At 57.6% G+C, this 25,149-nt stretch carries 28 protein-coding genes; 4 read left to right on the top strand and 24 right to left on the bottom strand.

Annotated features, from left to right (window positions below):
- Nucleotides 1–38 precede the first annotated feature (38 nt).
- Both AEP_RS19190 and AEP_RS19185 read left to right on the top strand, forming a co-directional pair.
- Nucleotides 39–587 (top strand): 4'-phosphopantetheinyl transferase family protein, encoded by a 549-nt coding sequence (locus AEP_RS19190; RefSeq protein WP_157673229.1) that lies wholly within the window; start codon nucleotides 39–41, stop codon nucleotides 585–587.
- 265 nt (nucleotides 588–852) lie between these two features.
- Nucleotides 853–2,553, top strand: coding sequence for a S8 family peptidase (locus tag AEP_RS19185; RefSeq protein WP_157673228.1), 1,701 nt, complete (start codon nucleotides 853–855; stop codon nucleotides 2,551–2,553).
- Here AEP_RS19185 and rrtA read toward each other — a convergent pair.
- From rrtA to AEP_RS19075, 22 genes are all read right to left on the bottom strand, one after another.
- Nucleotides 2,506–3,027 carry a rhombosortase gene (rrtA, locus tag AEP_RS19180; RefSeq protein WP_087496871.1) on the bottom strand — a complete coding sequence of 174 codons (522 nt, stop codon included), beginning with the start codon at nucleotides 3,025–3,027 and terminating at the stop codon, nucleotides 2,506–2,508. The genes AEP_RS19185 and rrtA overlap by 48 nt on opposite strands.
- 20 nt (nucleotides 3,028–3,047) lie before the next feature.
- Nucleotides 3,048–4,151 (bottom strand): beta-N-acetylhexosaminidase, encoded by a 1,104-nt coding sequence (gene nagZ, locus AEP_RS19175; protein WP_087496870.1) that lies wholly within the window; start codon nucleotides 4,149–4,151, stop codon nucleotides 3,048–3,050.
- A 75-nt stretch (nucleotides 4,152–4,226) separates the two neighbouring features.
- Nucleotides 4,227–4,619, bottom strand: coding sequence for a holo-ACP synthase (gene acpS, locus AEP_RS19170; RefSeq protein WP_087496869.1), 393 nt, complete (start codon nucleotides 4,617–4,619; stop codon nucleotides 4,227–4,229).
- Between the two features lie 9 nt (nucleotides 4,620–4,628).
- On the bottom strand, nucleotides 4,629–5,378 hold the full coding sequence (locus AEP_RS19165) for a pyridoxine 5'-phosphate synthase (RefSeq protein WP_087496868.1): 750 nt from the start codon (nucleotides 5,376–5,378) through the stop codon (nucleotides 4,629–4,631).
- Nucleotides 5,375–6,124, bottom strand: coding sequence for a DNA repair protein RecO (recO, locus tag AEP_RS19160; protein WP_087496867.1), 750 nt, complete (start codon nucleotides 6,122–6,124; stop codon nucleotides 5,375–5,377). The genes AEP_RS19165 and recO overlap by 4 nt, the downstream gene beginning before the upstream one ends.
- Nucleotides 6,125–6,240: 116 nt before the next feature.
- Nucleotides 6,241–7,200 (bottom strand): GTPase Era, encoded by a 960-nt coding sequence (gene era, locus AEP_RS19155; protein WP_232460036.1) that lies wholly within the window; start codon nucleotides 7,198–7,200, stop codon nucleotides 6,241–6,243.
- A gap of 104 nt (nucleotides 7,201–7,304) precedes the next feature.
- Nucleotides 7,305–7,991: a ribonuclease III gene (rnc, locus tag AEP_RS19150; protein WP_087496865.1), complete on the bottom strand. Its 687-nt coding sequence runs from the start codon at nucleotides 7,989–7,991 to the stop codon at nucleotides 7,305–7,307.
- A complete protein-coding gene (locus AEP_RS19145) occupies nucleotides 7,992–8,339 on the bottom strand; it encodes a DUF4845 domain-containing protein (RefSeq protein ID WP_087496864.1) in 348 nt (115 codons plus the stop codon).
- 34 nt (nucleotides 8,340–8,373) lie between these two features.
- On the bottom strand, nucleotides 8,374–9,339 hold the full coding sequence (gene lepB / locus AEP_RS19140; protein ID WP_087496863.1) for a signal peptidase I: 966 nt from the start codon (nucleotides 9,337–9,339) through the stop codon (nucleotides 8,374–8,376).
- Nucleotides 9,339–11,150, bottom strand: coding sequence for a translation elongation factor 4 (gene lepA, locus AEP_RS19135; RefSeq protein ID WP_087496862.1), 1,812 nt, complete (start codon nucleotides 11,148–11,150; stop codon nucleotides 9,339–9,341). The genes lepB and lepA overlap by 1 nt, the downstream gene beginning before the upstream one ends.
- A 475-nt stretch (nucleotides 11,151–11,625) precedes the next feature.
- Complete coding sequence (locus tag AEP_RS19130) at nucleotides 11,626–13,086, bottom strand: Do family serine endopeptidase (protein WP_087497436.1); 1,461 nt, start codon at nucleotides 13,084–13,086, stop codon at nucleotides 11,626–11,628.
- Between the two features lie 35 nt (nucleotides 13,087–13,121).
- Entirely contained in the window at nucleotides 13,122–14,129 is a 1,008-nt protein-coding gene (locus AEP_RS19125; RefSeq protein ID WP_087496861.1) for a MucB/RseB C-terminal domain-containing protein, read from the bottom strand.
- On the bottom strand, nucleotides 14,129–14,725 hold the full coding sequence (locus tag AEP_RS19120; RefSeq protein WP_157673227.1) for a sigma-E factor negative regulatory protein: 597 nt from the start codon (nucleotides 14,723–14,725) through the stop codon (nucleotides 14,129–14,131). The genes AEP_RS19125 and AEP_RS19120 overlap by 1 nt, the downstream gene beginning before the upstream one ends.
- 10 nt (nucleotides 14,726–14,735) lie before the next feature.
- Nucleotides 14,736–15,356 (bottom strand): sigma-70 family RNA polymerase sigma factor, encoded by a 621-nt coding sequence (locus AEP_RS19115; protein ID WP_087496859.1) that lies wholly within the window; start codon nucleotides 15,354–15,356, stop codon nucleotides 14,736–14,738.
- A 490-nt stretch (nucleotides 15,357–15,846) separates the two neighbouring features.
- Nucleotides 15,847–17,091: a beta-ketoacyl-ACP synthase II gene (gene fabF / locus AEP_RS19110; protein WP_087496858.1), complete on the bottom strand. Its 1,245-nt coding sequence runs from the start codon at nucleotides 17,089–17,091 to the stop codon at nucleotides 15,847–15,849.
- A 146-nt stretch (nucleotides 17,092–17,237) separates the two neighbouring features.
- Nucleotides 17,238–17,477 (bottom strand): acyl carrier protein, encoded by a 240-nt coding sequence (gene acpP / locus AEP_RS19105; protein WP_087496857.1) that lies wholly within the window; start codon nucleotides 17,475–17,477, stop codon nucleotides 17,238–17,240.
- Nucleotides 17,478–17,577: 100 nt separating this feature from the next.
- A complete protein-coding gene (fabG, locus tag AEP_RS19100) occupies nucleotides 17,578–18,324 on the bottom strand; it encodes a 3-oxoacyl-ACP reductase FabG (protein WP_087496856.1) in 747 nt (248 codons plus the stop codon).
- Entirely contained in the window at nucleotides 18,321–19,271 is a 951-nt protein-coding gene (gene fabD, locus AEP_RS19095; RefSeq protein WP_087496855.1) for an ACP S-malonyltransferase, read from the bottom strand. Before fabD ends, fabG begins: the two co-directional genes overlap by 4 nt.
- A 52-nt stretch (nucleotides 19,272–19,323) precedes the next feature.
- Nucleotides 19,324–20,301, bottom strand: coding sequence for a beta-ketoacyl-ACP synthase III (locus tag AEP_RS19090; protein ID WP_087496854.1), 978 nt, complete (start codon nucleotides 20,299–20,301; stop codon nucleotides 19,324–19,326).
- Between the two features lie 28 nt (nucleotides 20,302–20,329).
- The gene (gene plsX, locus AEP_RS19085) at nucleotides 20,330–21,355 is read right to left on the bottom strand and encodes a phosphate acyltransferase PlsX (protein WP_087496853.1); all 1,026 of its coding nucleotides are present in this window, start codon (nucleotides 21,353–21,355) and stop codon (nucleotides 20,330–20,332) included.
- Nucleotides 21,356–21,463: 108 nt separating this feature from the next.
- Entirely contained in the window at nucleotides 21,464–21,646 is a 183-nt protein-coding gene (rpmF, locus tag AEP_RS19080) for a 50S ribosomal protein L32 (RefSeq protein WP_087496852.1), read from the bottom strand.
- 119 nt (nucleotides 21,647–21,765) lie between these two features.
- Nucleotides 21,766–22,302: a YceD family protein gene (locus AEP_RS19075; RefSeq protein ID WP_087496851.1), complete on the bottom strand. Its 537-nt coding sequence runs from the start codon at nucleotides 22,300–22,302 to the stop codon at nucleotides 21,766–21,768.
- A gap of 25 nt (nucleotides 22,303–22,327) precedes the next feature.
- On the opposite strand from AEP_RS19075, the gene AEP_RS19070 reads away from it, so the two are divergent.
- Both AEP_RS19070 and AEP_RS19065 read left to right on the top strand, forming a co-directional pair.
- On the top strand, nucleotides 22,328–22,933 hold the full coding sequence (locus tag AEP_RS19070; protein ID WP_087496850.1) for a Maf family nucleotide pyrophosphatase: 606 nt from the start codon (nucleotides 22,328–22,330) through the stop codon (nucleotides 22,931–22,933).
- Nucleotides 22,930–23,685 (top strand): SAM-dependent methyltransferase, encoded by a 756-nt coding sequence (locus AEP_RS19065; protein WP_087496849.1) that lies wholly within the window; start codon nucleotides 22,930–22,932, stop codon nucleotides 23,683–23,685. The genes AEP_RS19070 and AEP_RS19065 overlap by 4 nt, the downstream gene beginning before the upstream one ends.
- Nucleotides 23,686–23,706: 21 nt before the next feature.
- Here the strand turns inward: AEP_RS19065 and AEP_RS19060 are convergent, their stop codons facing one another.
- Both AEP_RS19060 and AEP_RS19055 read right to left on the bottom strand, forming a co-directional pair.
- On the bottom strand, nucleotides 23,707–24,744 hold the full coding sequence (locus AEP_RS19060; protein WP_087496848.1) for a S49 family peptidase: 1,038 nt from the start codon (nucleotides 24,742–24,744) through the stop codon (nucleotides 23,707–23,709).
- Entirely contained in the window at nucleotides 24,745–25,128 is a 384-nt protein-coding gene (locus AEP_RS19055) for a Rieske (2Fe-2S) protein (protein ID WP_087496847.1), read from the bottom strand.
- Nucleotides 25,129–25,149 lie beyond the last annotated feature (21 nt).

The raw sequence follows: 25,149 nt of genomic DNA, 5'->3' as shown, positions 1-25,149 counted from the left end.
GAATCCATCTACGGTTCACAGAAGAAGCTGCGCAAGACTTGCGCGAACAGGACTTCGCACTCATCTCTTTAGCGCTGCGGCCCGGCCTCCCGCACGCAGAGGCGCGCAAGATGTCCAGAGCAACATTGCAGGACGCTTTGCAGCACCATTTCGGATGCGATGCCAACGCTGTCTCCATCGAAACGGCGTCCGGCAATGCACCTGTCGTTAAGGTTGGACGCCAGCGAGTGCATGTGTCATTCAGCTACGAAAAAGACTGGGCGTTCATAGCTCTCGATATGCACAGCCCCATCGGCATTGATGTTACGTTCATCAATCACGAAGCGGAATGGCTTGAGGAATGCGTCAGGGTGGCCAAAGATTTTCTGCCACCTGCGATCTCACGAAAAATTGAAGGCTTGGCAGGCCTAGAGCGCGCCACTGCATTTGCCGAAGAGTGGGCCCTGCATGAAGCAAAACTTAAATGTATGGGCTTGCCACTCCAAGAATGGACAAGCGAACTCGAAGTTCGCTTGTCCGGGATGCGGTCGGGCTCGCTCGGAGACATCGAAGGTTTCATGGTCGCCTATGCGCGGAAGGTAAATTGAAAACTCTGATGACAGGCTAAACTGCCGCAGCATGAGGTCTCCACGAACCATTCTTAGTGCCATTCTCGTTCCTGTTCTCCTGGGAACTGTGGGATTTGCCTTTTCGGAAACTTCCGGGTACTTTGATCTGCGATCCCGCACGCGGTCAGGCGAAAGTTTTCAGCCCTCTGTGCCGAAAGCCAAGGAGCAGCTCCAACGCATTTTGGTGACTTTCAAGGACAACTCTGCACCCCGGAGTTCTCGTCAGGCAACGGTGGAGCAGCGAATGAAAGACCGGATGGCCTCTGCTGCGTCAGAGGCCAGCTCTGGCAAGGTCAAGGGGCTCTCCTATCTGCGTGCGGTCTCAGGTAACAGCCACGTTTACCTCACAGACAGCACACAAGACAGGTCTTCCATGCAGACCGTGATTCAGGCACTGGCCAACGATCCGGCGATCGAGAGTGTCTCTATCGATGAACGGATGGTTCCACATGAGTTCAGCCCGAACGATGCAGCCTATGTGAACAACACCCAGTGGCAACTTAAGGCGCCCACGACGGATTTGGGAGCAGCAAACTTCGCTGGGGCCTGGAATCGCGTTACATCTGCTTCAGTTGCAGTCAGCGGCGAGAACGTCGTTGTAGCCGTATTGGACTCCGGCTATCGACCACACGCAGATTTAGCCGCCAACCTGCTGACTGGTTACGATTTTGTTTCCCCAGACCCCGCCGGCTTGTACAGCAGCACACTTGTTACCGCAAATGATGGCAATGGTCGGGACAACAGCGCCTTGGACCCGGGTGACGGAAATAGCATCTCTGCCGATTGCGAACTCAGCACGTCCAGTTGGCACGGCACGCGCGTAGCGGGTATCGTGAGTGCGGTGACAGACAACACCAGCGGCATGGCTGGCACAGCCTATAAAGCCAAGGTACTGCCCGTTCGTGTACTGGGGGTCTGTGGCGGCTATATCTCGGACGTGGTCGACGCGATGCGCTGGGCAGCGGGTATCACGGTAAATGGCCTTACCAATGCCACCCCTGCCAAAGTGATCAACTTGAGCCTGGGTGGCAGCGGAACATGTGATTCAAGATACCAGTCGGCAATTGACGAAGTGCGGAATTCAAAAAACGCCACCGTCGTTGTATCAACGGGCAATGAGTCGAGTAACACTACCATCACACAGCCGGCCAACTGCAAAAATGTGATTGCGGTGACAGCCCACCGCACGGATGGCGCAAGCCCCGCGTTCGCCAACGTGGGGGCCGGCACCTCGATCAGTGCGCCGGGTGTCAGCATCTACAGCACCAGCAATACAGGCACTCAAGCTCCATTGGCAGACACATTCCAGAGCGCAAACGGCACCAGTTTCTCCGCCCCCATGGTGAGCAGTGTCGCTGCCATGCTGTACCAGATTAAACCGGGGATTACGCCTGACGAGGTCACGTCCAGAATTATCAACAGCGTTCGCAGTTTTCCGGTCAGCACCTTTTGCAGCGGCAACTACCTGTGCGGAGCAGGATTGCTGGATGCAGATGCCGCAGTTGCGCAAACATTGGACAACGATGCGCCCTTTGCCAACGCGTATGCGAGCCAGACACATAACGTGGGACGAGGTACCTCCATCACGTTGACAGGAGTGGCTGGTGCCGGAACCAGCGGAACTAGCTTAGCGACCGTACAGTGGACCCAGGTTTCCGGCCCGGCAGTCACCATTTCCAACGCTGCAGGCAATGTGGCAACCATCCTCACCCCAGCAAGCTCCAACGACAACAACCTCGTTTTCCGCTTCAGAGCGACTACGCTGGCACCCGCCGCAAAAACAGCGGATAGTTTCGTCACTGTCAACATGGTGTCCGCGCCAGTCGCCGCTTCCGGCGGCGGTGGAGGTGGAGGCAGCTTGGAGAGCCTCAGTCTTTTGACCTTGGCTGTCCTAGCCCTATTGGCCACTGTTTGTGCGCCAAGAAGGTTTACGAAGGTGCGTTAGGACTGGAAAAAGTCCGCCGACGGCTCCAGCCAAATGTGCCGGATAGTAAACAGGGAAACCCCACACCGCAGGGCTTGTTTCCAACCCCAGTGCTAACAGCAGCTTGATTGCCAGGCCTGCCAACAGAGCAAAAGCTATCCAAACGACCATTCGCGATTTGCGGAAGTGCCGTATCGCCATGAGGACGGCCCCACCAGCCGCCCATCCGTGCAAGGCACCGGAAGCGCCGGCGTAGTAGTCACAGTGCGCATCCCAAACCACGACCAAAGCGACACCCAGCATTCCGCCAGCCATCGCAAGGGCTTGCTCTTGCCAGCGTATCCAGGGACGAAACAGGCTCCACAAAAGGATGGCACCTGCGAGGTTCGCCAGAGCGTGAACAGAGTTGAAGTGTGCGAATTGGGCACTGAAAGGCAGCCACCATTGCCCGTCCAGAAATACTTGGCGGCGATAAATCAGCGCGGCAAAGTCCATGGCCGGCGCTGCTCAGGGTCTCAGGCGATCCAGTCCAGTGCCTGCATGTAGTCGGGGTGCACCATAAGGTCGTCCCACGCCATCGCAGGGCTGGTGGGCAGCAATGCGCGGCGGCGGGCTTCGCTCGCCTCCAGTGCCTGCCACTGGCCCTTGAGCTGGGCTTCGGTCAGGCCGTCGATCAATTCGTCCACCGCTTTGCCACCGCCCTCGGCATTGGCCATGGACTGGTTGCACAGGAGCACCAGGTCACAGCCTGCGTTTAACGCCACCACAGCCGCTTCGGTATAGCTCACGGTTTTGCCGTCGATCAAGCGGGCGCCGGCCATGGACAGGTCGTCACTGAAGATGGCGCCGGTAAAGCCCAATTGGCCGCGCAGAATGTCGTTCAGCCACACGCTCGAAAACCCGGCGGGGCGGCTGTCAACCTTGGGGTAAAGCACGTGAGCAGGCATCACGCTGCTGGTCACGGTGTTGAGCCAGCGGTACGGTGAGGCGTCATCCGCCAAAATGGCTTTGAGGCTGCGCTTGTCTACCGGAATGTCGATGTGGGAGTCGGCCTTCACAAAGCCATGGCCGGGGAAGTGCTTGCCGCAGTTGGCCATGCCACTTTTTTGCAAGCCGTGCATCAGGCTCTTGGCCAGCATGCTCACCACACGCGGGTCGCGCGCAAAAGCGCGGTCACCGATCACACTGCTCTCGCCGTAGTCGAGGTCCAGCACGGGCGTAAAGCTCATGTCCACACCACATGCGCGCAACTCGGCACCGAGTACATAGCCGGTGGCGGTAGCCGCGTTGGTAGCGTCCAGGGCGCCAGCTTTCCTTGCGGAGGTGGTCGGCGCGATGTCCCGCATCCACATCTCACCCAAAGCACGCATGGGCGGCAGGTGGGTGAAACCATCAGTCTTGAAGCGCTGCACCCGGCCGCCCTCGTGGTCCACGCAGATCAGCAAATCGGAGCGCACTTTTTTGATGTCGCGACACAGCGCCGTGAGTTGCTCGCGGTTTTGCCAGTTGCGGGCAAACAGAATCATGCCCCCCACCAGCGGGTGCTTCAGGCGCTTGCGGTCCACGGCGGTGAGGCTGGTGCCGGCGATATCGATGATCAGAGGGGCGTGAAATGTCATGGTATTTATTGCTATCAATTCAGGAGCTGCTCGCGCATATTCTATGAGCGCTAGCAGCCATTTTTACTCACATTTTCAGCGGGTTTCCACTACACAGAAGCTGGCGGCATAGTCAGTTTCGTCCGTCACAGTGATGTGGGCCTGCAGCCCTTGGGCTTCAAACCAGGTCTTCAGCTCACCATGCAACACGATGACCGGCTTGCCACTGCGCTCGTTGGCAATCTCGCACAGCTTCCAGCTCATGGGCATCCGCATGCCCAGCCCGATGGCCTTGCTGAACGCCTCTTTGGCGCTGAAGCGCGTGGCCAGATAACGCAAGCCGCGCTCGGGCCAGCGCGCTCTGCGGGCCTTCCAGGTGGCCAGTTCCGCGTCGGACAGCACCTTGGCCGCGAAGCGCTCGCCATGGCGCTCTACGCTGGCGCGAATGCGACGCACATCGCAGATGTCGGTGCCAATGCCGTAAATCAAGGCGTGCCTTTATTGCCTAAGGCAGGCCAGATAGCCTTGGATGGTGGCGGTGTAGCCCAGCTCCAATGCGTCTGCAATCAGCGCGTGGCCGATAGAGACCTCTTGCAAACCGGGAACCTGCTGCGCAAACGCGGTTAGATTGTCGCGATTCAAATCATGGCCGGCATTGACGCCAAGGCCCGCGTCCAATGCGGCTTGGGCTGCAGCGGCGAAACGATCCAATTGCGCTTGTTGATCCGCGGTGCCCCAGGCGGCGGCGAATGGCTCGGTGTAGAGCTCAATGCGGTCTGCGCCCACCGCCTTGGCGGCCGCCATGGCCTTGGGGTCTGCGTCCATGAACAGGCTGACCCGCAGGTTCAGTGCGTGGGCTTCGGTAATCAAGGGCTTCAAGCGCGCGGCATCTGCGGGAAAACTCCAGCCGTGATCACTGGTGAACTGGCCTTCCGAGTCCGGCACGAAGGTCACTTGGTGCACCGGCAAGCCGCGCTGGCGCAGGTCGCGCACGCAGTCCATCAGGTTGTGAAACGGGTTGCCTTCGACATTGAACTCACGATCAGGCCAGGCTTTGAGCAGCTCCGCCAGGTCCAACACATCCTGTGCACGGATATGCCGCGCGTCAGGGCGCGGGTGCACCGTGATACCGGCTGCGCCCGCCTCCAGGCACAAAGTCGCTGCGCGGGTGACGCTGGGAATACCCAAGTGGCGGGTGTTGCGCACCAGCGCGACTTTGTTCAGGTTGACGGAGAGATGGGTTTTCATAGGTTTTGAATATCAATCATCATCTGCCGCGTGCGCAGCGTCTTGACGCCGCAATGGTAGTGCAGCAGTGCCCGCAGCTGGGGTTTGAGCTCCGACATCACCTCGGCGCAAGCCCGCAGCGTGGTGGTGAAGGGGGCGTCGTCTGCGATCGCATCTTGCAGTGCCACCCACTGGGTTCCGAGCAGGCCGACACGGTCGTCAGGGCCTGCTTGCCGCAGTCCGCCCTCAGGCACCAGCACATAACGCACATCGGCATGCAAAGGCGCCAGCGTCATGGTTTGTGCATCGAGCTGGGGCAGAAAACCCACCTCACGCAGCAACAGCAACTCGAAGGTCCGCAGGGCCGCCTGCAGCACTTCGTCGTGCTCGCTGGCAATGACGCGGACGACCTGAGCATAGATGTCAAACAACGCGGCATGCGGGTCGTCCCGCGCCAGCAAGGTGATGAGTAACTCGTTGAGGTAGTAGCCAGACAGAAGAGCATCCCCGGTCGGCATCACATGCCCACCCTGCCACTCCGCGCTGCGCAAAGTGCGGATCTCGGCATCGCCTCCAAAGGCCACGTGCAAAGGCTGCAGCGGCAGCAGAATGGGGCGGAAACTCGAAGTGGGCTTTTTCGCCCCTTTGGCGACCAGTGCCACCCGACCGTAGTGGCGGGTGAACACCTCCAGAATCAGACTGCTCTCGCTCCAGTCGTAGCGATGCAGCACAAATGCAGGCTCGTCCGCAATCCGCTTGGTCGCCATGGATCAGCGTGTTTTGTTACCAGCGAACGCCGCGGGACTGGCTCTGCCAGACCGCAGGCGTTGCCCCCTGCAAGGGGGAAAGCGGCTACGCGAAGCGAGCAAGCCGGGGGGTGTGCTCATTCATACCCGAAGCTGCGCACGCGCGCTTCGTCATCGGCCCAGCCAGAGCGCACTTTGACCCACAGCTCCAAAAACACCTTGGCATCCGCCAGCTTTTCGAGTTCCACACGGGTTTCCATGCCAATGCGCTTGATGCGCTCGCCCTTGTCGCCGATCACCATGGCCTTGTGGCCATCGCGCTCCACAACGATCGTGGCGGCAATGCGCAGCAGGCGCTTCTGGCCTTTTTTCTGGGGTGGCTCTTCTTCGAACTTGTCGATGACCACCGTGGAGGTGTAGGGCAGCTCGTCACCGGTCAGGCGGAACAGTTTTTCGCGGACCAGCTCGCTGGCCAGGAATTTTTCGCTGCGGTCGGTCAACTCGTCTTCGGAGTACCACCAGGCTTGCTCGGGCAGGAACTTTTCGCAAATACCCAGCAGGCGGTCAATGTCCTTGGCGTTTTTGGCCGAGAGGGGAATCATCTCGGTGAATTTGGCGCGGGCCTGCATGGCTTGCAGCCAAGGCGCCAAGCCGGCGCGCTCTTTCACGTTATCTAGTTTGTTAGCCACCAAGACGACAGGGATGCCCTCGCCCAAGAGTTTCAATACTTTTTCGTCCGCCGACGTAAAGCTGCCGGCCTCGACCACGAACAACACCAGGTCCACATCTGACACAGCACCCTGCACGGCCTTATTCAGGGATTTGTTCAATGCGTTGCCGTGGATAGTCTGGAAACCGGGGGTGTCCACAAACACAAACTGCGTCTGCCCCTTGGTGCGCATGCCGGTAATACGGTGACGCGTCGTTTGTGCCTTGCGAGAGGTGATGCTGATCTTCTGCCCCACCAATGCGTTGAGCAAAGTGGATTTACCCACATTGGGCTTGCCCACAATAGCTACCAAACCGCAACGCTGACCCGCACCATCGGTGCCTGGAGTAGCCAACTTCGGCGTGCTCTTGAGCAAACCTTCCAGCATGGCATCCAGGTTTTCCTGTACCTCAACCGGCGCTGGAGCTTGAGAACCTTTTTGCCCCTTAGCGCTCGTGGAATCTGCGCGAGCAGCTACTTTTTTAGGAGCATTCATGATTTGACCTTTGCTTTGATGGTTTGCAGCATGGCCGCTGCCGCTGCTTGTTCTCCGGCCCGGCGTGAGCCGCCGATGCCGCGTTCCGACAAGCGCAGTTCGGGTACCTCGCACTCCACGTCAAAACTTTGTTTATGGGCTGCGCCTATGGTGCCCACCACGGTGTAGAGCGGGAGTTTCATTTTGCGACCTTGCAACCACTCCTGCAACTCGGTCTTGGCATCCTTGCCGATGGCCTGCATCTGCGGGTTGATTTCTACCGCTTCAAACAACCGGTGTACCAAGGCTTGGGCCGTGACAAAACCGGCATCCAGATAAACGGCGCCGATGATGGCCTCCAAGGCGTCGGCCAGGATGGACGCGCGCTTGGGGCCTCCGGAACGCATTTCGCCCTCCCCCAGTTTGAGCACATCGGGCAAACCCAATTTCAAGGCCAATTGGTGCAGCGTTTCCTGCCGGACCAGGTTGGCCCGCACACGGGACAAATCCCCCTCGGGTAGATTGCCCAAGCGCGCATACAAGAGATCAGAAATGGCCAAGCCTAAAACGGAATCGCCCAGAAACTCCAGGCGTTCGTAATGGTCCGCAGAGAAGCTGCGGTGGGTCAACGCCCGCGACAGCAGTGATACATTAGAAAACTGGTGCTGTAGCCTTTGCTGCAGCGCGGTCAAACCATCTGCCACTTATTTGGATCGTCCTGCGTATTTGAGGGTCAGGAAAGCGGGGCCGACAAGGTGGATTTCACGTTGGTAGGAGAACGCCACCACGACTTTGTCACCTTCTTTGGTCACTTCAAGGTCTTTGCCTGTAATCGACTTAATGGTGTCAACTTCAGTCTGCTTGTCGAAAATCGCACGCACCTCCACCACCGATTGGCCTGCGGATGCGCGTTGTGCGGCTTTTTCTATCGCTGTGTATTCGATTACGGTCGGAAACACTTGCGCAGCAATGACCCCTGTCATAGCCAGAATGCCGCCTACAAAAAGCAGGCCAATGAAAGAGATGCCGCGTTGTTTGGATTTGCTGTGCATGTTGTGACTCCCGAAACTCAAGGTCGATAAAGATTCAGTTAAACCCACCAATCCGCTTGAGATTGGTAAAGTTCATCCACACAAAAAAAGCCTTGCCCACGATGTTTTTGTCCGGGACAAAACCCCAATAGCGTGAATCCAGCGAATTGTCGCGATTGTCGCCCATCATGAAGTAGTGGCCTTCCGGCACTTTGCAGGTCACGCCTTCCACGGTGTAGTTGCAATATTCCATGCCTTCGAACTTTTCAACTCCGGCCACAAAGGCGGGCCGGCGAGCATCATTCAGCAAGCGGTGGGGCTTCTCGCCCAAAGTTTCTTCAAACTGCTTGAAGTACTGACTGGCATCTTCATCAAAGAAGTCCGGCAAGGTATTGGTCTCAACAGGCTTGCCATTGATGGTCAAACGCTTGTTTAGGTAGGCCACCGTATCGCCCGGTACACCCACCACACGTTTGATGTAGTCCAAACTTGGCTTAGGGGGGTAGCGGAACACCATCACATCACCGCGTTGCGGCTTGTTGCCTTCGGTGATTTTGGTATTGATGACTGGCAATCGCACTCCGTAGGTGAACTTGTTCACCAGAATCAGGTCGCCTACCAACAAGGTTGGGATCATGGATCCGGAGGGGATCTTGAAGGGCTCGAACAAAAACGAGCGCAACAGAAACACTACGATGATCACCGGGAACAGACCGGCCGTCCAGTCCAGCCACCAAGGCTGCATCAGCAGTTTGACCTTGGCTTCCTGGATGTCTCCATCGACCTGGGTGATGCCCATGTTAGCCAAGCCTTCGCGCCGTTTTGCATCCTGCGCTTCCAACTCAACCACGGCACGTTGGCGCTGGGGCAAAAAGTAAAAGCGCTCGGCTAGCCAGTAGGCACCGGTCACCACGCTGGCCAGGAAAAGCAGCAACGCAAAGTTGCCATCGACCAGACCGAAATACCAGGAGGCGCCGTAGGCAACGAAGGCCGCAAGTACGGCCGCTGTGAATGCTTGCATTAATCTTCCACTTGGAGAATGGCGAGGAAGGCTTCCTGTGGAACCTCCACCGATCCGATTTGTTTCATGCGCTTCTTACCGGCTTTTTGCTTTTCCAGCAGCTTGCGCTTGCGGGAAATATCACCGCCGTAGCACTTGGCCAGCACGTTTTTACGCAGTGCCTTGATTGTCTCACGCGCAATGATGTTGGCTCCGATGGCCGCCTGGATCGCCACGTCATACATTTGACGCGAAATGATCTCGCGCATTTTGGCCACCACTGCGCGGCCCCGGTAGGCGGACTGGCTGCGGTGCACGATGATGGACAAGGCATCCACCTTCTCACCGTTCAACAGGATGTCTACCTTGACCACGTCGGATGCGCGGAACTCTTTGAACTCATAGTCCATGGACGCGTATCCGCGGCTCACGCTCTTGAGCTTGTCAAAGAAATCCAGCACGATTTCACCCAGCGGCATTTCGTAGGTCAACACGACTTGGCGGCCTTTGTACGCCATGTTCATCTGCACGCCACGCTTCTGGTTGGCCAAGGTCATGACCACGCCCACGTACTCTTGGGGCATGTAGAGGTGCACCGTGACGATGGGCTCGCGGATTTCGGCAGTTTTGCCGATCTCTGGCATCTTGGAGGGGTTCTCCACCATGATGACTTCGCCATCGCTCTTGACCACTTCGTACACCACGCTCGGGGCTGTGGTGATCAGGTCCTGATCGAACTCGCGCTCCAAGCGTTCCTGAACGATCTCCATGTGCAACAGGCCCAGGAATCCGCAACGAAATCCGAAGCCCAGCGCTTGCGACACCTCTGGCTCGTAATGCAAGGAGGCGTCGTTGAGTTTGAGCTTTTCCAACGCGTCCCGCAAGGAGTCGTATTCACTGGCTTCGGTCGGGTACAGACCGGCAAACACCTGCGGCTGAATTTCCTTGAAGCCAGGCAATGGCTCTGTGGCTGTCAGGGCGGCGCCACCCGTGCCGGGCTTCATCAAGGTCACCGTATCGCCCACCTTGGCGGCCTGCAGTTCCTTGATCCCGGCAATGATGTAACCCACCTCTCCGGCCTCCAGCGACGTGCGTGGCTGGTTCGCAGGGGTAAAGACACCCAAATTGTCCGCGTTGTAGGTCGCACCGGACGCCATCATCTTGATACGTTCACCCTTGCCCAAGCGGCCATCCACTACGCGCACCAACATCACCACACCCACGAAGCTGTCGTACCAGCTGTCGATGATCATGGCGCGCAGTGGGCCATCCGGATTGCCTTTAGGTGAGGGAATCTTGGCCACAATGGCTTCGAGAATGTCATCAATGCCTAGGCCCGTTTTGGCCGAGCACACGATGGCATCGGTAGCATCTATGCCGATCACATCTTCAATTTCGCTGCGGGCATTGTCAGGGTCCGCATTCGGCAAGTCGATCTTGTTCAAGACCGGCAATACCTCCACATCAAGATCCAAGGCGGTGTAGCAATTGGCTACGGTTTGCGCTTCTACGCCTTGGGAAGCATCGACCACGAGCAACGCACCTTCACATGCGGAGAGCGAGCGGGACACTTCGTATGAAAAGTCCACGTGACCGGGAGTGTCGATCAGGTTCAGGTTGTAAACCTGTCCGTCTTTGGCCTTGTATTGCAATGCAGCGGTCTGCGCCTTGATGGTTATCCCACGCTCTTTTTCGATGTCCATCGAGTCCAGAACCTGCGCCTCCATCTCACGCGCTTCCAACCCGCCACAACGCTGAATCAAGCGATCTGCCAGCGTGGATTTGCCGTGGTCAATGTGGGCAATGATCGAAAAATTTCGGATGTGATTCATCAACGACGAGCTTCAAGTAATTGAATTAAAAGGAACAGCCATGAAAAAAGGGCGCGTCGAGTGAGGACGCGCCCTGAACCAACAATCTTTTGGCAACTGCGATGGTTGGAAGCTCATTGTAGGCAAAAAGTCCAGAGAGCACAGCCCAAAAAACCCGGTTCAGGGGACGTTGCACCATGGCAACATCATAAATACTCACAACTTATCCACAGATCACTCACTCAATAACTGGACAACATGTGGGAGAGCTGTGGAGTGTCTGTGGGGCAATCAACGACGTCCCACATCATGGATTATCGCAAGTTCTATATATCTTCTTTGCACCAAAGAATCTGTCTATTCTAACCATCTCAATAAATTCACTCTATTGATTTAATGCCAACACCGATAACTCCGTGGTCCAAAGAAAAAAAACTGTGGCTGATGTGTGATCCAACAACCCCAAAGCCCGCTGTGCTTTAGGGTTGTTTCCGTCTCATCGGTTGGCGCGAATGACCGCGTATTGCGTCCAGTCCCCCCGGCGGAACAGTACGTTCAGCGGCTTGGATTTATCGTGTTTTGCAATGACTGCGTCAAATTCCTTGACGTTCAGGACTTCCACGTTGGCAACCTGAAGAATGATGTCACCCTCCCGCAAACCCGCCCTGGCGGCAGCATCTGCTGCGCCTTCAATGCGAACACCTCCACGCACGCCCGCCTCTTTGCGCTGAGCTTCCGTCAAGGAAGTCACCACCAGACCGAACACCTGAGCTGCGGGGGAAGCGCTAGGCTTGTCGTCCTTGCTGTTTGCCTTGGCAACAGGCTTATCTGCCTCAATCTCGGCGATCACGACCTGCAAATCTTTGCTTCCGCCACGACGGAAGACCGTTACAGTGCTTTTCGTACCGGGCTTGGTACCGCCCACAATGCGCGGCAGGTCACTCGATTTCTCAATCACCTTGCCATCAAAGCGCGTAATGATGTCACCCGCCTCAACGCCGGCCTTTTCAGCTGGAGAGCCCGTCTCCACACCGCGCACCAAAGCACCGGTCGGCTTTCCGAGGCCAATAGACTCCGCCACATCTTTGGTGACCTGATCAATCTGGACGCCGATACGTCCACGTGAAACACGACCGGTCGCCCGCAATTGGTCACTCACCCGGACTGCTTCATCCATGGGTATCGAAAACGAAATACCCATGAATCCGCCCGATCGGGAGTAAATCTGGCTGTTGATACCGACCACCTCACCACGCATGTTGATCAATGGACCGCCGGAATTTCCGGGATTGATCGCAACATCCGTTTGGATGAAAGGCAAGAAATCACCCGTGTCTCGCTGCTTTGCGCTCACGATACCAGCTGTCACTGTATTTTCCAGACCAAATGGCGAGCCGATGGCCATCACCCATTCCCCGACACGCAGGCGGTTGACATCACCCACCTTCACGGCAGGCAATCCACTAGCTTCGATTTTGACAACGGCTACATCCGAACGTTTGTCGGCACCCAAAATCTTTGCTTTGAATTCCCGCTTGTCCGTCAAAGTCACCAACACTTCGTCCGCCCCTTCCACCACGTGCGCATTGGTCATGATGACACCGTCAGAAGTCAGGATAAATCCGGAGCCGACACCGCGTGGCTGCTCCTCTTCCTGCTGCTGGGGACGATTCTGCTTGGGCGCCTGTTTGGGCAAATTGGGAATCGGCAGACCAAAGCGCTTGAAGAACTCCAGCATCTCCTCCTCACCGGGCCCACCTTGCTGGGCACGGGCACTGACTTTTTCCAGTGTGCGGATGTTCACCACCGAAGGGCCCACTTGATCCACCAGATCCGTAAAGTCCGGCAATGCCCTGGCTTGCGCATGGGCAACTCCCGTCGGAACCAATGCGACGGCAGATACAGCCAAGAAGCCTGTCAAACAAAATCGTCGTGCGGTAGAAATCCAAGCGGTCATCGTCTTCATCCCCTGAAAAAAATCGATATGGCGACTTATTTTTTGCGTTCAAGAGCCTGAACAAAAGAGGCCAGCGTGGCAGCGGGTACCTCACCGACGCCGGTGATCCACCACGCGCCTGCTTTGCGGGTTTGGGTACGCGTAGCCCCCCCAAGGTCCGCACCGCCCGCTTGTGTGTGGCGAGTCGGATCGAATCGCTCCACAAAAAGAGACACGGTTGCCAAGCCGTCTGAGAACATCCATTGCATCGTGCTCTCAGCTTTCCCCGAGGCTCCAGCCAAGAGCGCAACCGGCCGTGTATAACAGCCTGCGGATTTGAATCCGGGTACTACGCTGGACATCGTCCAACCCTGGGCTGCCGCAGTCGTTTTTTCTGTAGTGCGGCGCTCCACTCGATAGCCTTCCGTCTGCCCCATTAACTGACTCAGCTTGGCGGCACTCACCGGCGCATCCAATTGCAATTCAGAGAAGGCGGATTGCTCCAATGTCTTTCCGTCTACATCCAGTGTCTGCAGCTGCACGACCAAGCCGGATTTCTTCTCACTCCAGACACGGTACCCGTAGCGCATGCCGTCCTTGGGGGCAATCTGAACTACATCAGCGTCAATCCCTGCCACCCGGTCGGTCGTCTGAGGCTTCAGTTGATAGAACTCATCCAGAGCGGTACTTTGCGACTTCAACAGTCCCGGAAACAATCCGAACGAATCCCGCGTTTCCGCAATGCCAACTTTGGCAGTCGGGTACAGAGTCAAGACCTCGGAATTTTTCCGAAAAGTGGAGCGTGGGGTGCCGCTGAGCGACTCGATCCGCTCCATTTGCTGATCCCCATCACACACATGCCAGATCTTGGCACTGGCCATCTGTGTGCCTGCGGATACAACAAAGGTACCTGTGTAAGTGCGATGGCGGGAAGCTTCATGCAAACGCATGAGCCAAGAGCTCACCGAGGGGTCCTCGGCCAGTGCCATCGCCGGCATAAAGGACAGGACCACCAAGGCGGAGCAAAGCAATGCCTTGGCAATAGACACCGTTCGGATTTCCATCACCGGCCGGGTCTTTCATAAGTTGCGTTGCGCAAAAATCCGGATGGCGCTTGCCATGCGGAATGGCCACCCATTTGCTGGTGGGCTGCCATCAATGCATCGAGCTCCGGGTTGCGCAACATGACACTGCCGTCAGCAGTAGCTACTTCGGTTGCCACCGGGGCCGCAGGAGTACCGCTCTGGGCAAATGACTCGGAGGGATCACCCTGAGGCCACAGGACCGCAGCAAGCCCTCCTACTGCCAGCACCATTACGAATGAGGCCAATGCCCGGACTTTCCAGAATGATTCATTGGATGCCGAACTTGCAACGATTACCGGATTTGGCACCTGTATCTCATTGTGGAAAACCGGTCCATCAGATTCTTGAGCCAAGCGTTTTTGCAGAGTTTGCCAAAAAGCCAAATCCCCAGAAGGAGCTTCAACCCGCTCGCCCCGTACGGAGGCTGCCACAGCGTGATGCACTGACCACGCCTCGTAGGTGGCAGGTTCAGCTTCCATGGCGTCCAGCAAAGTGCCAATGTCGTCCGCTGACAATTCCCCGTCTGCAAGCGCCGCAATTTGCTCTTGCAAAGTCAGCGATGTGTTGTGTTCCATACCCATGTCCTTACCAACGCTTGCCTGTTTGCTTATCCAAAAGGGGCTTGACCTTGGCCGATATCGCTTCTCGCGCCCGGAATATCCGCGAGCGTACAGTCCCTATCGGACAAGCCATGGCAAGAGAAATTTCTTCATAACTCAGCCCTTCAATTTCCCGTAGCACCACTGCTTGGCGCAACTCTTCAGGCAGTTCATCCATCGCACTGTTCACCACGCCAGCAATCTCTTTGGCCGCCAACACTGATTCAGGCGTTTCGTCACTGCTTGGTTCGTTCTGGCGCAAAGAAGTTTCATCTTCTTCATCCCGTGCGAAAAAAGACTCTGAAATAGTCCTGTCCCGTTTCAATTCCAAAAGTGCTTTTTTGGCGGTGTTTACCGCAATGCGATACAGCCAGGTGTAAAACTGGGCGTCTCCCCGGAACTGATGCAAAGCCCTGTAGGCGCGGATGAACGTTTCCTGAGTAATGTCTTCGACCAGATCAACATCCCGGACCATGCGCCCGACAAGTCGCTGAACCCTTCTTTGATATTTGATAACCAATAGGCCATAGGCTCGCTGGTCGCCGGCAATCGTGCGCTCGACCAACGGCCAATCAGCATCCACCGTTTTTTCAAGGGGTTCGGTCATCTGAGTGCGTGCCGACCGACTTCGAGGGGGTTATCTGACTCAGGGTGAAAGGGGCCAACACCTACAAGTGCCCTGCGCATGGAGCGCCAATGCGACATATGCCTTGGATCAGCATCCATCCACACCCCAAAGCTCCTACCGGTGACTGGCACCAGCAAAAGCCATACCGAAGTCTGGAAATCATATTGAATGGCAACCGCCTTCAAAGGCTCTGCCACCCCGGACCAATACCAGGAGTCCCCGTCCCAGCGCAACCGCCCTTGGGGCATGTGTTGCCAGTAATGGACTAGCCAAGCCGATGTAGCAGACCAAAGAATTGCCAAAATCACTACATGTGCCATCGGCATGCCAGCATGCCAGCCACATAGCGGGACACCTGCAAACGCGAGTGAAAGCGCCATGAGGATGCGCCCCGCACGTTGCGAACGAACTATTTGAAAACTGGTCGCTGGTGGGCGTTGCATGGTGCCTCAGCGTGCTGCGGCGGAAATCAAACGCGCTTGAAGACCAGCGTGCCGTTGGTTCCACCGAAGCCGAAATTGTTTTTCACAACCACATCGATCTTCATGTCGCGCGCAGCATTGGCGCAGTAGTCCAGGTCGCACTCCGGGTCCTGGTTGAAGATGTTAATGGTGGGCGGACTTTTCTGGTGATGCAAGGCCAGCACAGTGAACACCGATTCCAAGCCGCCAGCGCCACCCAGCAAGTGACCGGTCATCGATTTGGTGGAATTCACCACGACACGCTTGGCGTAATCACCCAAAGCTGCCTTGATGGCATTGGTTTCGTTCACGTCGCCCAAGGGCGTGGACGTACCATGTGCATTCAGGTAGTCCACTTGGTCTGCGTTGACACCGGCATTGCGCATGGCACTCAACATGGCACGGCGCGGGCCATCCATGTTGGGAGCGGTCATGTGGCCTGCATCTGCACTCATGCCGAAACCGGCCAGCTCAGCGTAGATTTTGGCGCCACGTGCCTTGGCGTGTTCATATTCCTCCAACACCATGACGCCACCGCCCTCACCCAACACAAAACCATCACGGTCTTTGTCCCAAGGGCGGGAAGCGGTGGCGGGATCATCATTACGGGTACTCAATGCACGCATGGCGGCAAAGCCGCCAATACCCAACGGAGAAACCGTAGCTTCGGAGCCACCGGCGATCATGACGTCTGCGTCTCCATACTCGATCATGCGGCCGGCTTCACCGATACAGTGCAGACCAGTCGTGCATGCGGTCACGATAGCGATGTTCGGCCCCTTGAAGCCGTAGCGCATGGACACATGGCCAGCCGTCATGTTGATGATGGATGCCGGCACAAAGAATGGCGAAATCCGGCGTGGGCCGCGATTGGTGTACTCGGTATGGGTGTTTTCAATCATCGGCAAACCGCCGATGCCCGAACCGATCACACAGCCGATACGGGTGGCCTCGTCTTCACCCAGTTCGTCATTGGTCTTCAAGCCGGAATCTTTCACCGCTTGCACTGCTGCTGCGATGCCGTAGTGAATGAAAGTGTCCATCGTCCGCGCTTCCTTGGAGTTGATGTACGACTCCAAGTCAAAGTTGCGGACCTCGCCGGCAATCTTGCAAGCGAATGCGGATGCGTCGAACTTGGAAATCACGTCAATACCGGACTTGCCGGCAAGCAGATTCGACCAAGCCTCGGTCACCGTATTTCCAACGGGACTGATACAACCTAAACCGGTAACAACAACGCGACGACGGGACATAGAAATCTGGGTTCAGCAGTTCGTCAAAGAAATACCGCCTTTGGGCGATACAAGAGAATTCAAAAGGACCGGCCGGACACCAACAGGCATTCATCCTGCGGTTCCGGTCCGGGGGCGCGGAGCCTGATTGGCTCCGCAGAGGCCTATCAGGCCTTTTTGTGGGTGTTCGCGTAGTCGATCGCGTTTTGCACGGTAGTGATCTTCTCTGCGTCTTCGTCAGGAATTTCAATTCCGAACTCGTCTTCCAAAGCCATCACCAGTTCCACTGTGTCCAGGGAGTCAGCACCCAGATCAGCCACGAAGGCCTTTTCGTTGGTGACTTGGGACTCTTCAACGCCGAGTTGTTCAGCAATGATTTTTTTGACACGGACTTCGATATCGCTCATGGGTTCCCTCTAAGGGTTGTAAAAGAATCCGAGATTTTACCCGCCCTAGAGACTTGTCTCTAACCGGGCCGCCGTTCGGACACTTCGGCGGTTTTTTTATTTACATGTACATGCCGCCGTTGACGTGCATTTCTTGCCCTGTCACATAACCCGCCTGAGGCGAAGCCAGGTAGCAAACCGCATGTGCAATATCAGCAGGCTTGCCTAGATGCCCCAGGGGAATCTGGCCCAGCAAGGCCTTTTGCTGCTCTTCGGGCAGCCCGGCCGTCATGTCGGTCTCAATGAATCCCGGAGCCACGCAGTTCACCGTGATGTTGCGGGAACCCAGTTCGCGGGCCAGCGCACGGGTCATGCCCGCAACGCCTGCCTTGGCGGCCGCGTAGTTGGCTTGGCCGGGGTTGCCGGACGCACCCACCACCGAGGTGATGCTGATGATGCGGCCATAGCGCTGCTTCATCATGGTCCGTAGCACGGACCGGCTCATGCGGAATACACCCTTCAAGTTGGTGTCCACGACGGCATCCCAGTCGTCATCCTTCATGCGCATGGCCAAGGTGTCGCGCGTAATGCCGGCGTTGTTCACCAGAATGTGCAAACCGCCCTGCTCTTTGGCAATGGCATCCACCAAGGCATCGCCGGCAGCGCCATCCGTCACATCCAAGGTACGACCGTCGCATCCTGGGAAAGCGGCCAGTGCTTCGCGGATCTTGGCTGCACCTGCATCCGAAGTGGCGGTGCCAATGACCTTGACGCCCTTGCGTGCCAACTCCAGGGCAATCGATGCCCCGATGCCCCGGGACGCACCAGTAACCAAAGCCACTTGGCCCTCATATTTCATTTCGCTCATGCCAACAAACCTTTCACTTCTTCCAATGAGGCCGGGTCAAACAGGGCTGCCCCGGTCATCTCGGCATCAATGCGCTTGACCATGCCGGCCAGCACCTTGCCGGGGCCGCACTCCACCAAAGTGGTCAAACCGCGGGCCTTGATCGCCTGCACACACTCCACCCAACGCACCGGACCAAAGGCCTGACGGTACAGCGCATCACGGATACGGTCTGCATCCATTTCAATCGCCACGTCAATGTTGTTGATCAGGGCGATTTGCGGGGTAGCGATCTCGATGTCTTCCAAGCGAGCCTTGAGCTTTTCGGCAGCGGGCTTCATCAGGCTGGAGTGGAAAGGCGCAGACACCGGCAGCAACAGCGCGCGCTTGGCGCCCGCAGCTTTCAGAATCTCGCAGGCTTTGTCCACGGCTCCTTTGCTACCGGCAATCACGGTCTGCGCAGAGTCGTTGAAGTTCACCGCCTCGACGACTTCAGCACCGGAAGTGTCGAAAGCCGCCGTTGCTTCTGCGCAGCCAGCTATCACTTTAGTAGCATCCATTCCAAGAATCGCAGCCATGGCGCCCACTCCCACGGGCACCGCCTCTTGCATGGCCTGGGCACGCAGGCGAACCAAGGGCGCCGCTTGGGCGAGTGTCAATGCACCGGCAGCCACCAAGGCAGAGTATTCGCCCAGCGAATGACCGGCCACCGCCTGGGGCGCAACGCCGGTTTCTGCCATCCACACGCGGTAAGCGGCCACAGCGGCGACCAACATCACCGGCTGCGTGTTGGTCGTGAGGGCCAGCGCCTCTTTGGGGCCTTCGTGGATCAGCTTGGCAACGTCTTCACCCAAGGCATCAGAAGCTTCATTCAAGGTTTCAGACACGATGGCATGGTCACCCCAAGCATCCAGCATGCCTACAGATTGAGACCCCTGTCCGGGGAAAACAAAAGCAAAAGGTTTCATATCAATTCACCATCAAAACAGGCGCTAGCGCCCGTGGAGTTTGCGCGAGCAGCTACAAAGTCAGGAGCACAGCGCCCCAGGTAAAGCCTCCGCCTACGCCTTCAAGCATGAGGTTCTGGCCGGGCTGAACCCGACCCGCCCGCACCGCAGAATCCAAGGCCAAGGGAATGGAGGCTGCAGAGGTATTGCCATGCTGGTCCACGGTGACGACCACCTTGTCCATAGGTAACTTCAACTTTTTGGCCGTGCTTTGCATGATGCGGATATTTGCCTGGTGGGGAATCAGCCAGTCAATATCCGCCTCTGTTTTGCCGGCCTTGGCCAGCGTTGCCCGCGCTGCGTCTTCGAGCACGCCTACCGCGAGCTTGAAAACCGCTTGGCCGTCCATTTTCAAGAGAGGGTCGCCCAGAATGTGTCCGTTGGACACGTGGCCGGGAACACACAAGATGCCGACATGCTTGCCATCTGCATGCAGGTCACTGGCCAGAATGCCGGGGGTATCGGAGGCTTCCAGCACCACTGCGCCGGCACCGTCGCCGAACAGCACGCAGGTGGTGCGGTCGGTGAAATCCAGCAAGCGGGAGAAAACTTCAGCACCGACCACCAGTGCCTTGTTGGCAGAGCCGGTGCGGATCAAGGCATCAGCCACTGTCAGAGCATATACAAAGCCACTGCACACCGCCTGCACATCAAAGGCAGCACCGCCATTGGCCCCCAGCTTGTTCTGAAGTATGCAAGCCGTGGAGGGGAACACCATGTCCGGGGTGGACGTGGCAACAATGATCAGGTCAATATCAGAGGCTTGCAGGCCAGCTGCTTGCAATGCGTTTTTGCAGGCCTCGAGACCCAAGTCACTGCTGTACACGCCGTCTGCCACGAAGTGACGGGCACGGATACCGGTTCGCTCAACAATCCACTCGTCCGATGTTTCGACCCCTTGGGCCGCCAATTCAGCGGCCAGGTCGGCGTTGGTTAGCCGACGGGGAGGCACATAGCTGCCGGTGCCTGTGATGCGGGAATAACGTGTCATGGGTGATGTGGTGGGCACCCCGTTCAGCTTATGCGCTTGCGTCCGCCACCGTCAATAGAGCGGCAGCGTGGGCAATGCGGACCTGAACGCGGTCCAGCAAGTTGTTTCGGGCTGCATCATACGCGCGGTTCAAGGCATTGCCGAAGGACATCGCATCCGCTGATCCATGGCTCTTGAACACCAAGCCACGCAAGCCCAAAAGCGCCGCACCGTTGTATCGACGGTGGTCAAAACGATTTTTGAAAGCATTTAGAACCGAATAAGCTGCGATAGCAGCCAGTTTCGTCAAAATGTTGCGAGAGAACTCGGCCTTCAAGAAGGTGCCGAACATCGATGCCAGACCTTCGCTGGTCTTGAGCGCCACATTCCCCACAAAGCCGTCACACACAACGATGGCAGCTGTGCCCTTGAAAATATCGTTGCCTTCCACGTTCCCGACAAAATTCAAGTCACCCGTTTTAGCAGCAGATCGCAGCAGTTCACCTGCTTTTTTGATGACTTCGTTACCTTTAATGACTTCTTCACCAATATTGAGCAAACCGACCGAGGGAGACTCTTCGCCACTCAACACCGACACCAATGCCGAACCCATGACCGCAAACTGAAGCAAATGCTCTGCGCTGCAATCCACGTTGGCGCCCAAATCCAGCACCGTAGTGGCCCCGCCCTTTGCGTTTGGAATCTGGCCCGCAATGGCCGGGCGCTCTATGCCGTCAATGGTCTTCAAGATGTAGCGGGAGATGGCCATAAGTGCGCCGGTGTTGCCTGCGGATACGGCTGCTTGCGCGGCACCTTCCTTGACCTGTTGCACCGCCACCCGCATGGATGAATCTTTTTTCTTGCGCAAGGCGACTTCCAAAGGGTCGTCCATGGTGACCACTTCACTTGCCAGCACCACCGTGGCGCGAGGATGCGAGAAGCCCTTCAAAGCCTCCGGAAGCCCGACGAGCACCAGAGCGGCATCAGGATGCCGATCCAAAAATTCGGTGCACGCAGGCAAGGTCACTTGGGGGCCATGGTCGCCCCCCATGCAGTCAACGGCAATCGTAATCATGCGCTATTCAATCCAACGACAAGGTAGCGGGAGATTATCCGGCCCCAAAATGACAAAAGCCCGTCGCTACAGAAACTGTAGCTTCGGGCTTTGCGGGATTCAGAAGAATCAGGCTTCAGACTTTGTCTTCAGCACCTTGCGACCACGGTAGAAACCCGTGGGGCTGATGTGGTGACGCAGGTGGGTTTCACCGGTAGTGGGTTCCACAGCGATGCCAGGCACGTTCAGTGCGTTGTGCGAACGGTGCATGCCGCGCTTGGAAGGAGATTTTTTGTTTTGTTGAACGGCCATGATCGGCTCCTGGGCAAAGGTGCTGCGCAGGTGGCAACACGGTTAGGGTTAGTAAAACGCGGCGGGTTCCGCACACGAAGCCTGTGATTATAGCCCAAAGTCAGGGCACTCGCCAAGGCCTACTTTTTGAGCTGCTGCAGAACCGCAAACGGGTTGGGTTTGTCGGCGGGTGCATCCACGAAATCCGCATCGGCAGCCGCCAGCTTCACGGTGGTGGGGCATTCCTTGTGCTTGGGAACCGCCGGAATGGACATCAGCAACTCGTCCTCCACCAGTTCCAACAGATTGAACTCGCGGCTCATCACCAGTACGTCTTCTTCCGACTCTTCGTCTTCCACCTCCGCCAAGGCTTCATTGGCCACAAAACGGAAAGAGCGCTCAAACTCGATATCGACCGCCACGGGCCCGAGGCAGCGCTGGCAGGTCATGGTCAGCGTAGTGGTTCCCGACAAGTGCACCCAAGGCTCATCCTGTCCAGCCGCGTCTTCCTGCATTTCGCCTTGGGCCGCAAACGCCACCATCACACCTTCTATAGGCCCCAGCGATTCCTGGCGCAGACGCTCAAAGTCCGACAGCGGGAGGCTGGATTCCAGGTCACCGGCGGCCTGGGCGAATGCTTTGATGGAGAGGCTGCGGGGCGAGTATTCATGTTTCATGCGCGCAGTGTAAGAGAATCACCCCATGCAAAGCACCCCGCAAAGAAAACTCGTTTTAGGTTCCACCTCCATCTACCGGCGTGAGCTGCTGGAGCGTATTCGCCTGCCTTTCAGCGTAGCTGCACCCCACGTAGATGAGACCCCCCAACCCGGCGAAACACCGGTGGCGCTGGCCCGGCGCCTGGCCCTCGCCAAGGCCCGTGCCGTGGCTCAAGTGCACCCGGATTGCATCGTGATCGGCTCCGACCAGGTGGCAGACCTCCATGGCCAGCCCCTCGGAAAACCCGGCACGCATGAACGGGCCATCGCCCAACTGCAAGCCATGCGCGGGCAGACTGTGATCTTCCAGACCGCGGTCGCCGTGGTGTGCCTGGCCAGCGGCTTTGTGCAGGAAGATCTGGCGGCAGTGAAAGTGCAATTCCGCGACCTGTCAGACACCGAAATTGAGCATTACCTGCAAGCCGAAAAACCCTACGACTGCGCGGGCAGCGCCAAAAGCGAGGGGCTGGGCATCAGCCTGCTGAGCGCTATCGACAACGACGACCCCACCGCGCTGGTAGGGCTACCCCTGATCCGCACCTGCCGCATGCTGCGCGCCGCAGGTCTGGACTTGCTGAGCACCGGCGCATGACAGGCACGCTGTTCCTGGTGCCCGCGCCGCTGGATTTCGGCTGCGCCACCCAAAGCCCCCTCTCTGACAGCATGCCCCAGCACACACTGAGCCGGGCGGCAAACCTGCGCCATTGGATTTGCGAAAACGCCAAGAGCACACGAGCCTATCTCAAGCGGGTGGGCGAGTCTCACTCTTTGTGTGCCCCGATTCAAGAGATGCAACTGCAGGAGCTGCCGCGCGAGGTCCACAAGAAAGGCGATCACCAAGGCGGCTTTGATGCCAAGCCTTTGTTGGCTGCGGCCCTGCAAGGACACGACGTGGGACTGGTGAGTGAAGCAGGTATGCCCGCCATCGCCGACCCTGGCTCCTCCGTGGTGCGCGCAGCCCATGAGCTGGGCATTCGTGTGGTACCTCTGGTCGGCCCTGTATCCCTGCTGCTGGCGCTGGCAGCCAGCGGCTTGAACGGGCAGAACTTTGCGTTTGTGGGCTATGTGCCTTCAGACCCTGGCGAGCGGGTCAAGCGCATCAAGGAGCTGGAGTCCCTGGCCCTCAAAACCGGGCAAACACAGCTGTTTATCGAAACGCCCTACCGCAACACCGCCCTGCTCCAGAGCCTGCTACAAACCCTGCAGACCAATACCCGGCTGGCCACATCCAGCGGGCTCACGCTGGAAAGCGCCACCACCCATAGCCACACGGTGAAGCATTGGAAACATAGCGGGTGGGCGCTGGACAACGCCACACCGACGGTTTTTGCCCTGGGTCGCTAAATCAACCAGCCAGGCCAATGTTCAGTGGAATGCAGGCAAACTGCGCGCGGCCTTGACGGCACCTTCGCCGATGGAGGCGCCAAAGCGCTTGACCAGGCGTTCCGCCACATTCTCCTTGCGGGTGTAGTCCACGATTTCCTCTGCCTTGACCACCTCGCGGGCAACAAAGTCAATATTGCCCAGCTTGTCTGCAAGACCGAGGTCAATGGCTTGCTGGCCCGTCCAGAAGAGGCCGCTGAACATGTCGGGCGTCTCTTTCAAGCGTTTGCCACGCCCTTCTTTCACCACGCCAATGAACTGCTGGTGAATCTGGTCCAGCATTGCCTGCGCAAACACGCGCTGCTTGTCGGTCTGCGGGCTGAACGGGTCGAGGAAACCCTTGTTTTCGCCGGCAGTGAGCAGGCGGCGCTCCACACCCAGCTTCTCCATCAGCCCGGTGAAGCCGAAACCATCCATCAACACCCCGATGCTGCCCACGATGCTGGCCTTGTCCACATAGATTTCGTCCGCTGCCACCGCGATGTAGTACGCCGCAGAGGCACAGGTTTCTTCCACCACCGCGTACACCGGTTTCTTGTGCAATGCCTTGAGGCGGTGGATTTCGTCATTGATGATGCCCGCCTGCACCGGGCTGCCACCGGGGGAGTTGATCAGCAAGACCACCGCCTTGGCGCCTTGGTCTTCAAAGGCAGCGCGCACTGAAGCGACCACCACTTCTGCGCTCGCTTCATTGCCCGAGGCAATCTCACCATGGATGCTCACCACCGCAGTGTGAGGGGTCGAGATATCACTGGGCGTGCCACTCTGCTGCATGCCCAACCAGACCACCACACACAGGAACACCAGCCACGCCACGCGGATGCCGTTGCGCCAGCGACGGGCTGCGCGCTGTTCGACCAAGGCGGCCGTGGCCAGTTTTTCAAGCGTAGCCCGCTCCCAGCCGTCAGTTCCAGTAGCATTTTTTGCTATATTTTCAGGAGCTATCCGCGCAGATTCCACGGGCGTTACTGGCGCTTTTGGCTCTTCTGGTTGGCCAGAAGGGAAGTTGAAGTCGGTCATTTAAAAGGATACCGGTTGAAGATGGGGTGAAGTATGCCAGTGGACCACGCCGTCCACCTCGGTTACGGCGATAGACACCAGCTTGCCCCGGCACGGCCCGGTGCGACACTGCCCCGTCTGGGGGGAATACATGGCACCGTGGGTGGCGCAGATCAGCCAATGCCCGGTTAAGTCAAAAAATCGGTTGGGCTGGTAGTCCATCTCCATAGGCACGTGCGAGCAGCGGTTCAGATAGGCATACACCTTGCCCGCGTAGCGAATGGCAAAGGCATAACAGGTCTGCCCGCAATAGATCACGTCAAAGGGCACCGCCAGCCCGCTATCCACCAGATCAGCGGAGTTGCACAAGGCAATTCCGGGGGTATCGGGAACAGCGTCCGGCATGAGGGCTCCTTGTCAGGCTAA

Origin of the sequence: Curvibacter sp. AEP1-3, assembly GCF_002163715.1 — a bacterium.
GTDB lineage: Bacteria > Pseudomonadota > Gammaproteobacteria > Burkholderiales > Burkholderiaceae_C > Allorhodoferax.
This window is presented reverse-complemented; position numbering and strand designations above follow the sequence as displayed.

Bases quoted from the DNA above. Each gene is read 5' to 3' on its own strand.
- AEP_RS19185 (WP_157673228.1), top strand. From the start codon at position 853: ATGAAAGACCGGATGGCCTCTGCTGCGTCAGAGGCCAGCTCTGGCAAG.
- rrtA (WP_087496871.1), bottom strand. From the start codon at position 3,027: ATGGACTTTGCCGCGCTGATTTATCGCCGCCAAGTATTTCTGGACGGG.
- nagZ (WP_087496870.1), bottom strand. From the start codon at position 4,151: ATGACATTTCACGCCCCTCTGATCATCGATATCGCCGGCACCAGCCTC.
- AEP_RS19165 (WP_087496868.1), bottom strand. From the start codon at position 5,378: ATGAAAACCCATCTCTCCGTCAACCTGAACAAAGTCGCGCTGGTGCGC.
- recO (WP_087496867.1), bottom strand. From the start codon at position 6,124: ATGGCGACCAAGCGGATTGCGGACGAGCCTGCATTTGTGCTGCATCGC.
- era (WP_232460036.1), bottom strand. From the start codon at position 7,200: ATGCTGGAAGGTTTGCTCAAGAGCACGCCGAAGTTGGCTACTCCAGGC.
- AEP_RS19145 (WP_087496864.1), bottom strand. From the start codon at position 8,339: ATGCACAGCAAATCCAAACAACGCGGCATCTCTTTCATTGGCCTGCTT.
- lepB (WP_087496863.1), bottom strand. From the start codon at position 9,339: ATGCAAGCATTCACAGCGGCCGTACTTGCGGCCTTCGTTGCCTACGGC.
- lepA (WP_087496862.1), bottom strand. From the start codon at position 11,150: ATGAATCACATCCGAAATTTTTCGATCATTGCCCACATTGACCACGGC.
- AEP_RS19130 (WP_087497436.1), bottom strand. From the start codon at position 13,086: ATGACCGCTTGGATTTCTACCGCACGACGATTTTGTTTGACAGGCTTC.
- AEP_RS19125 (WP_087496861.1), bottom strand. From the start codon at position 14,129: ATGGAAATCCGAACGGTGTCTATTGCCAAGGCATTGCTTTGCTCCGCC.
- AEP_RS19120 (WP_157673227.1), bottom strand. From the start codon at position 14,725: ATGGAACACAACACATCGCTGACTTTGCAAGAGCAAATTGCGGCGCTT.
- AEP_RS19115 (WP_087496859.1), bottom strand. From the start codon at position 15,356: ATGACCGAACCCCTTGAAAAAACGGTGGATGCTGATTGGCCGTTGGTC.
- fabF (WP_087496858.1), bottom strand. From the start codon at position 17,091: ATGTCCCGTCGTCGCGTTGTTGTTACCGGTTTAGGTTGTATCAGTCCC.
- acpP (WP_087496857.1), bottom strand. From the start codon at position 17,477: ATGAGCGATATCGAAGTCCGTGTCAAAAAAATCATTGCTGAACAACTC.
- fabG (WP_087496856.1), bottom strand. From the start codon at position 18,324: ATGAGCGAAATGAAATATGAGGGCCAAGTGGCTTTGGTTACTGGTGCG.
- fabD (WP_087496855.1), bottom strand. From the start codon at position 19,271: ATGAAACCTTTTGCTTTTGTTTTCCCCGGACAGGGGTCTCAATCTGTA.
- AEP_RS19090 (WP_087496854.1), bottom strand. From the start codon at position 20,301: ATGACACGTTATTCCCGCATCACAGGCACCGGCAGCTATGTGCCTCCC.
- plsX (WP_087496853.1), bottom strand. From the start codon at position 21,355: ATGATTACGATTGCCGTTGACTGCATGGGGGGCGACCATGGCCCCCAA.
- rpmF (WP_087496852.1), bottom strand. From the start codon at position 21,646: ATGGCCGTTCAACAAAACAAAAAATCTCCTTCCAAGCGCGGCATGCAC.
- AEP_RS19075 (WP_087496851.1), bottom strand. From the start codon at position 22,302: ATGAAACATGAATACTCGCCCCGCAGCCTCTCCATCAAAGCATTCGCC.
- AEP_RS19070 (WP_087496850.1), top strand. From the start codon at position 22,328: ATGCAAAGCACCCCGCAAAGAAAACTCGTTTTAGGTTCCACCTCCATC.
- AEP_RS19065 (WP_087496849.1), top strand. From the start codon at position 22,930: ATGACAGGCACGCTGTTCCTGGTGCCCGCGCCGCTGGATTTCGGCTGC.
- AEP_RS19060 (WP_087496848.1), bottom strand. From the start codon at position 24,744: ATGACCGACTTCAACTTCCCTTCTGGCCAACCAGAAGAGCCAAAAGCG.
- AEP_RS19055 (WP_087496847.1), bottom strand. From the start codon at position 25,128: ATGCCGGACGCTGTTCCCGATACCCCCGGAATTGCCTTGTGCAACTCC.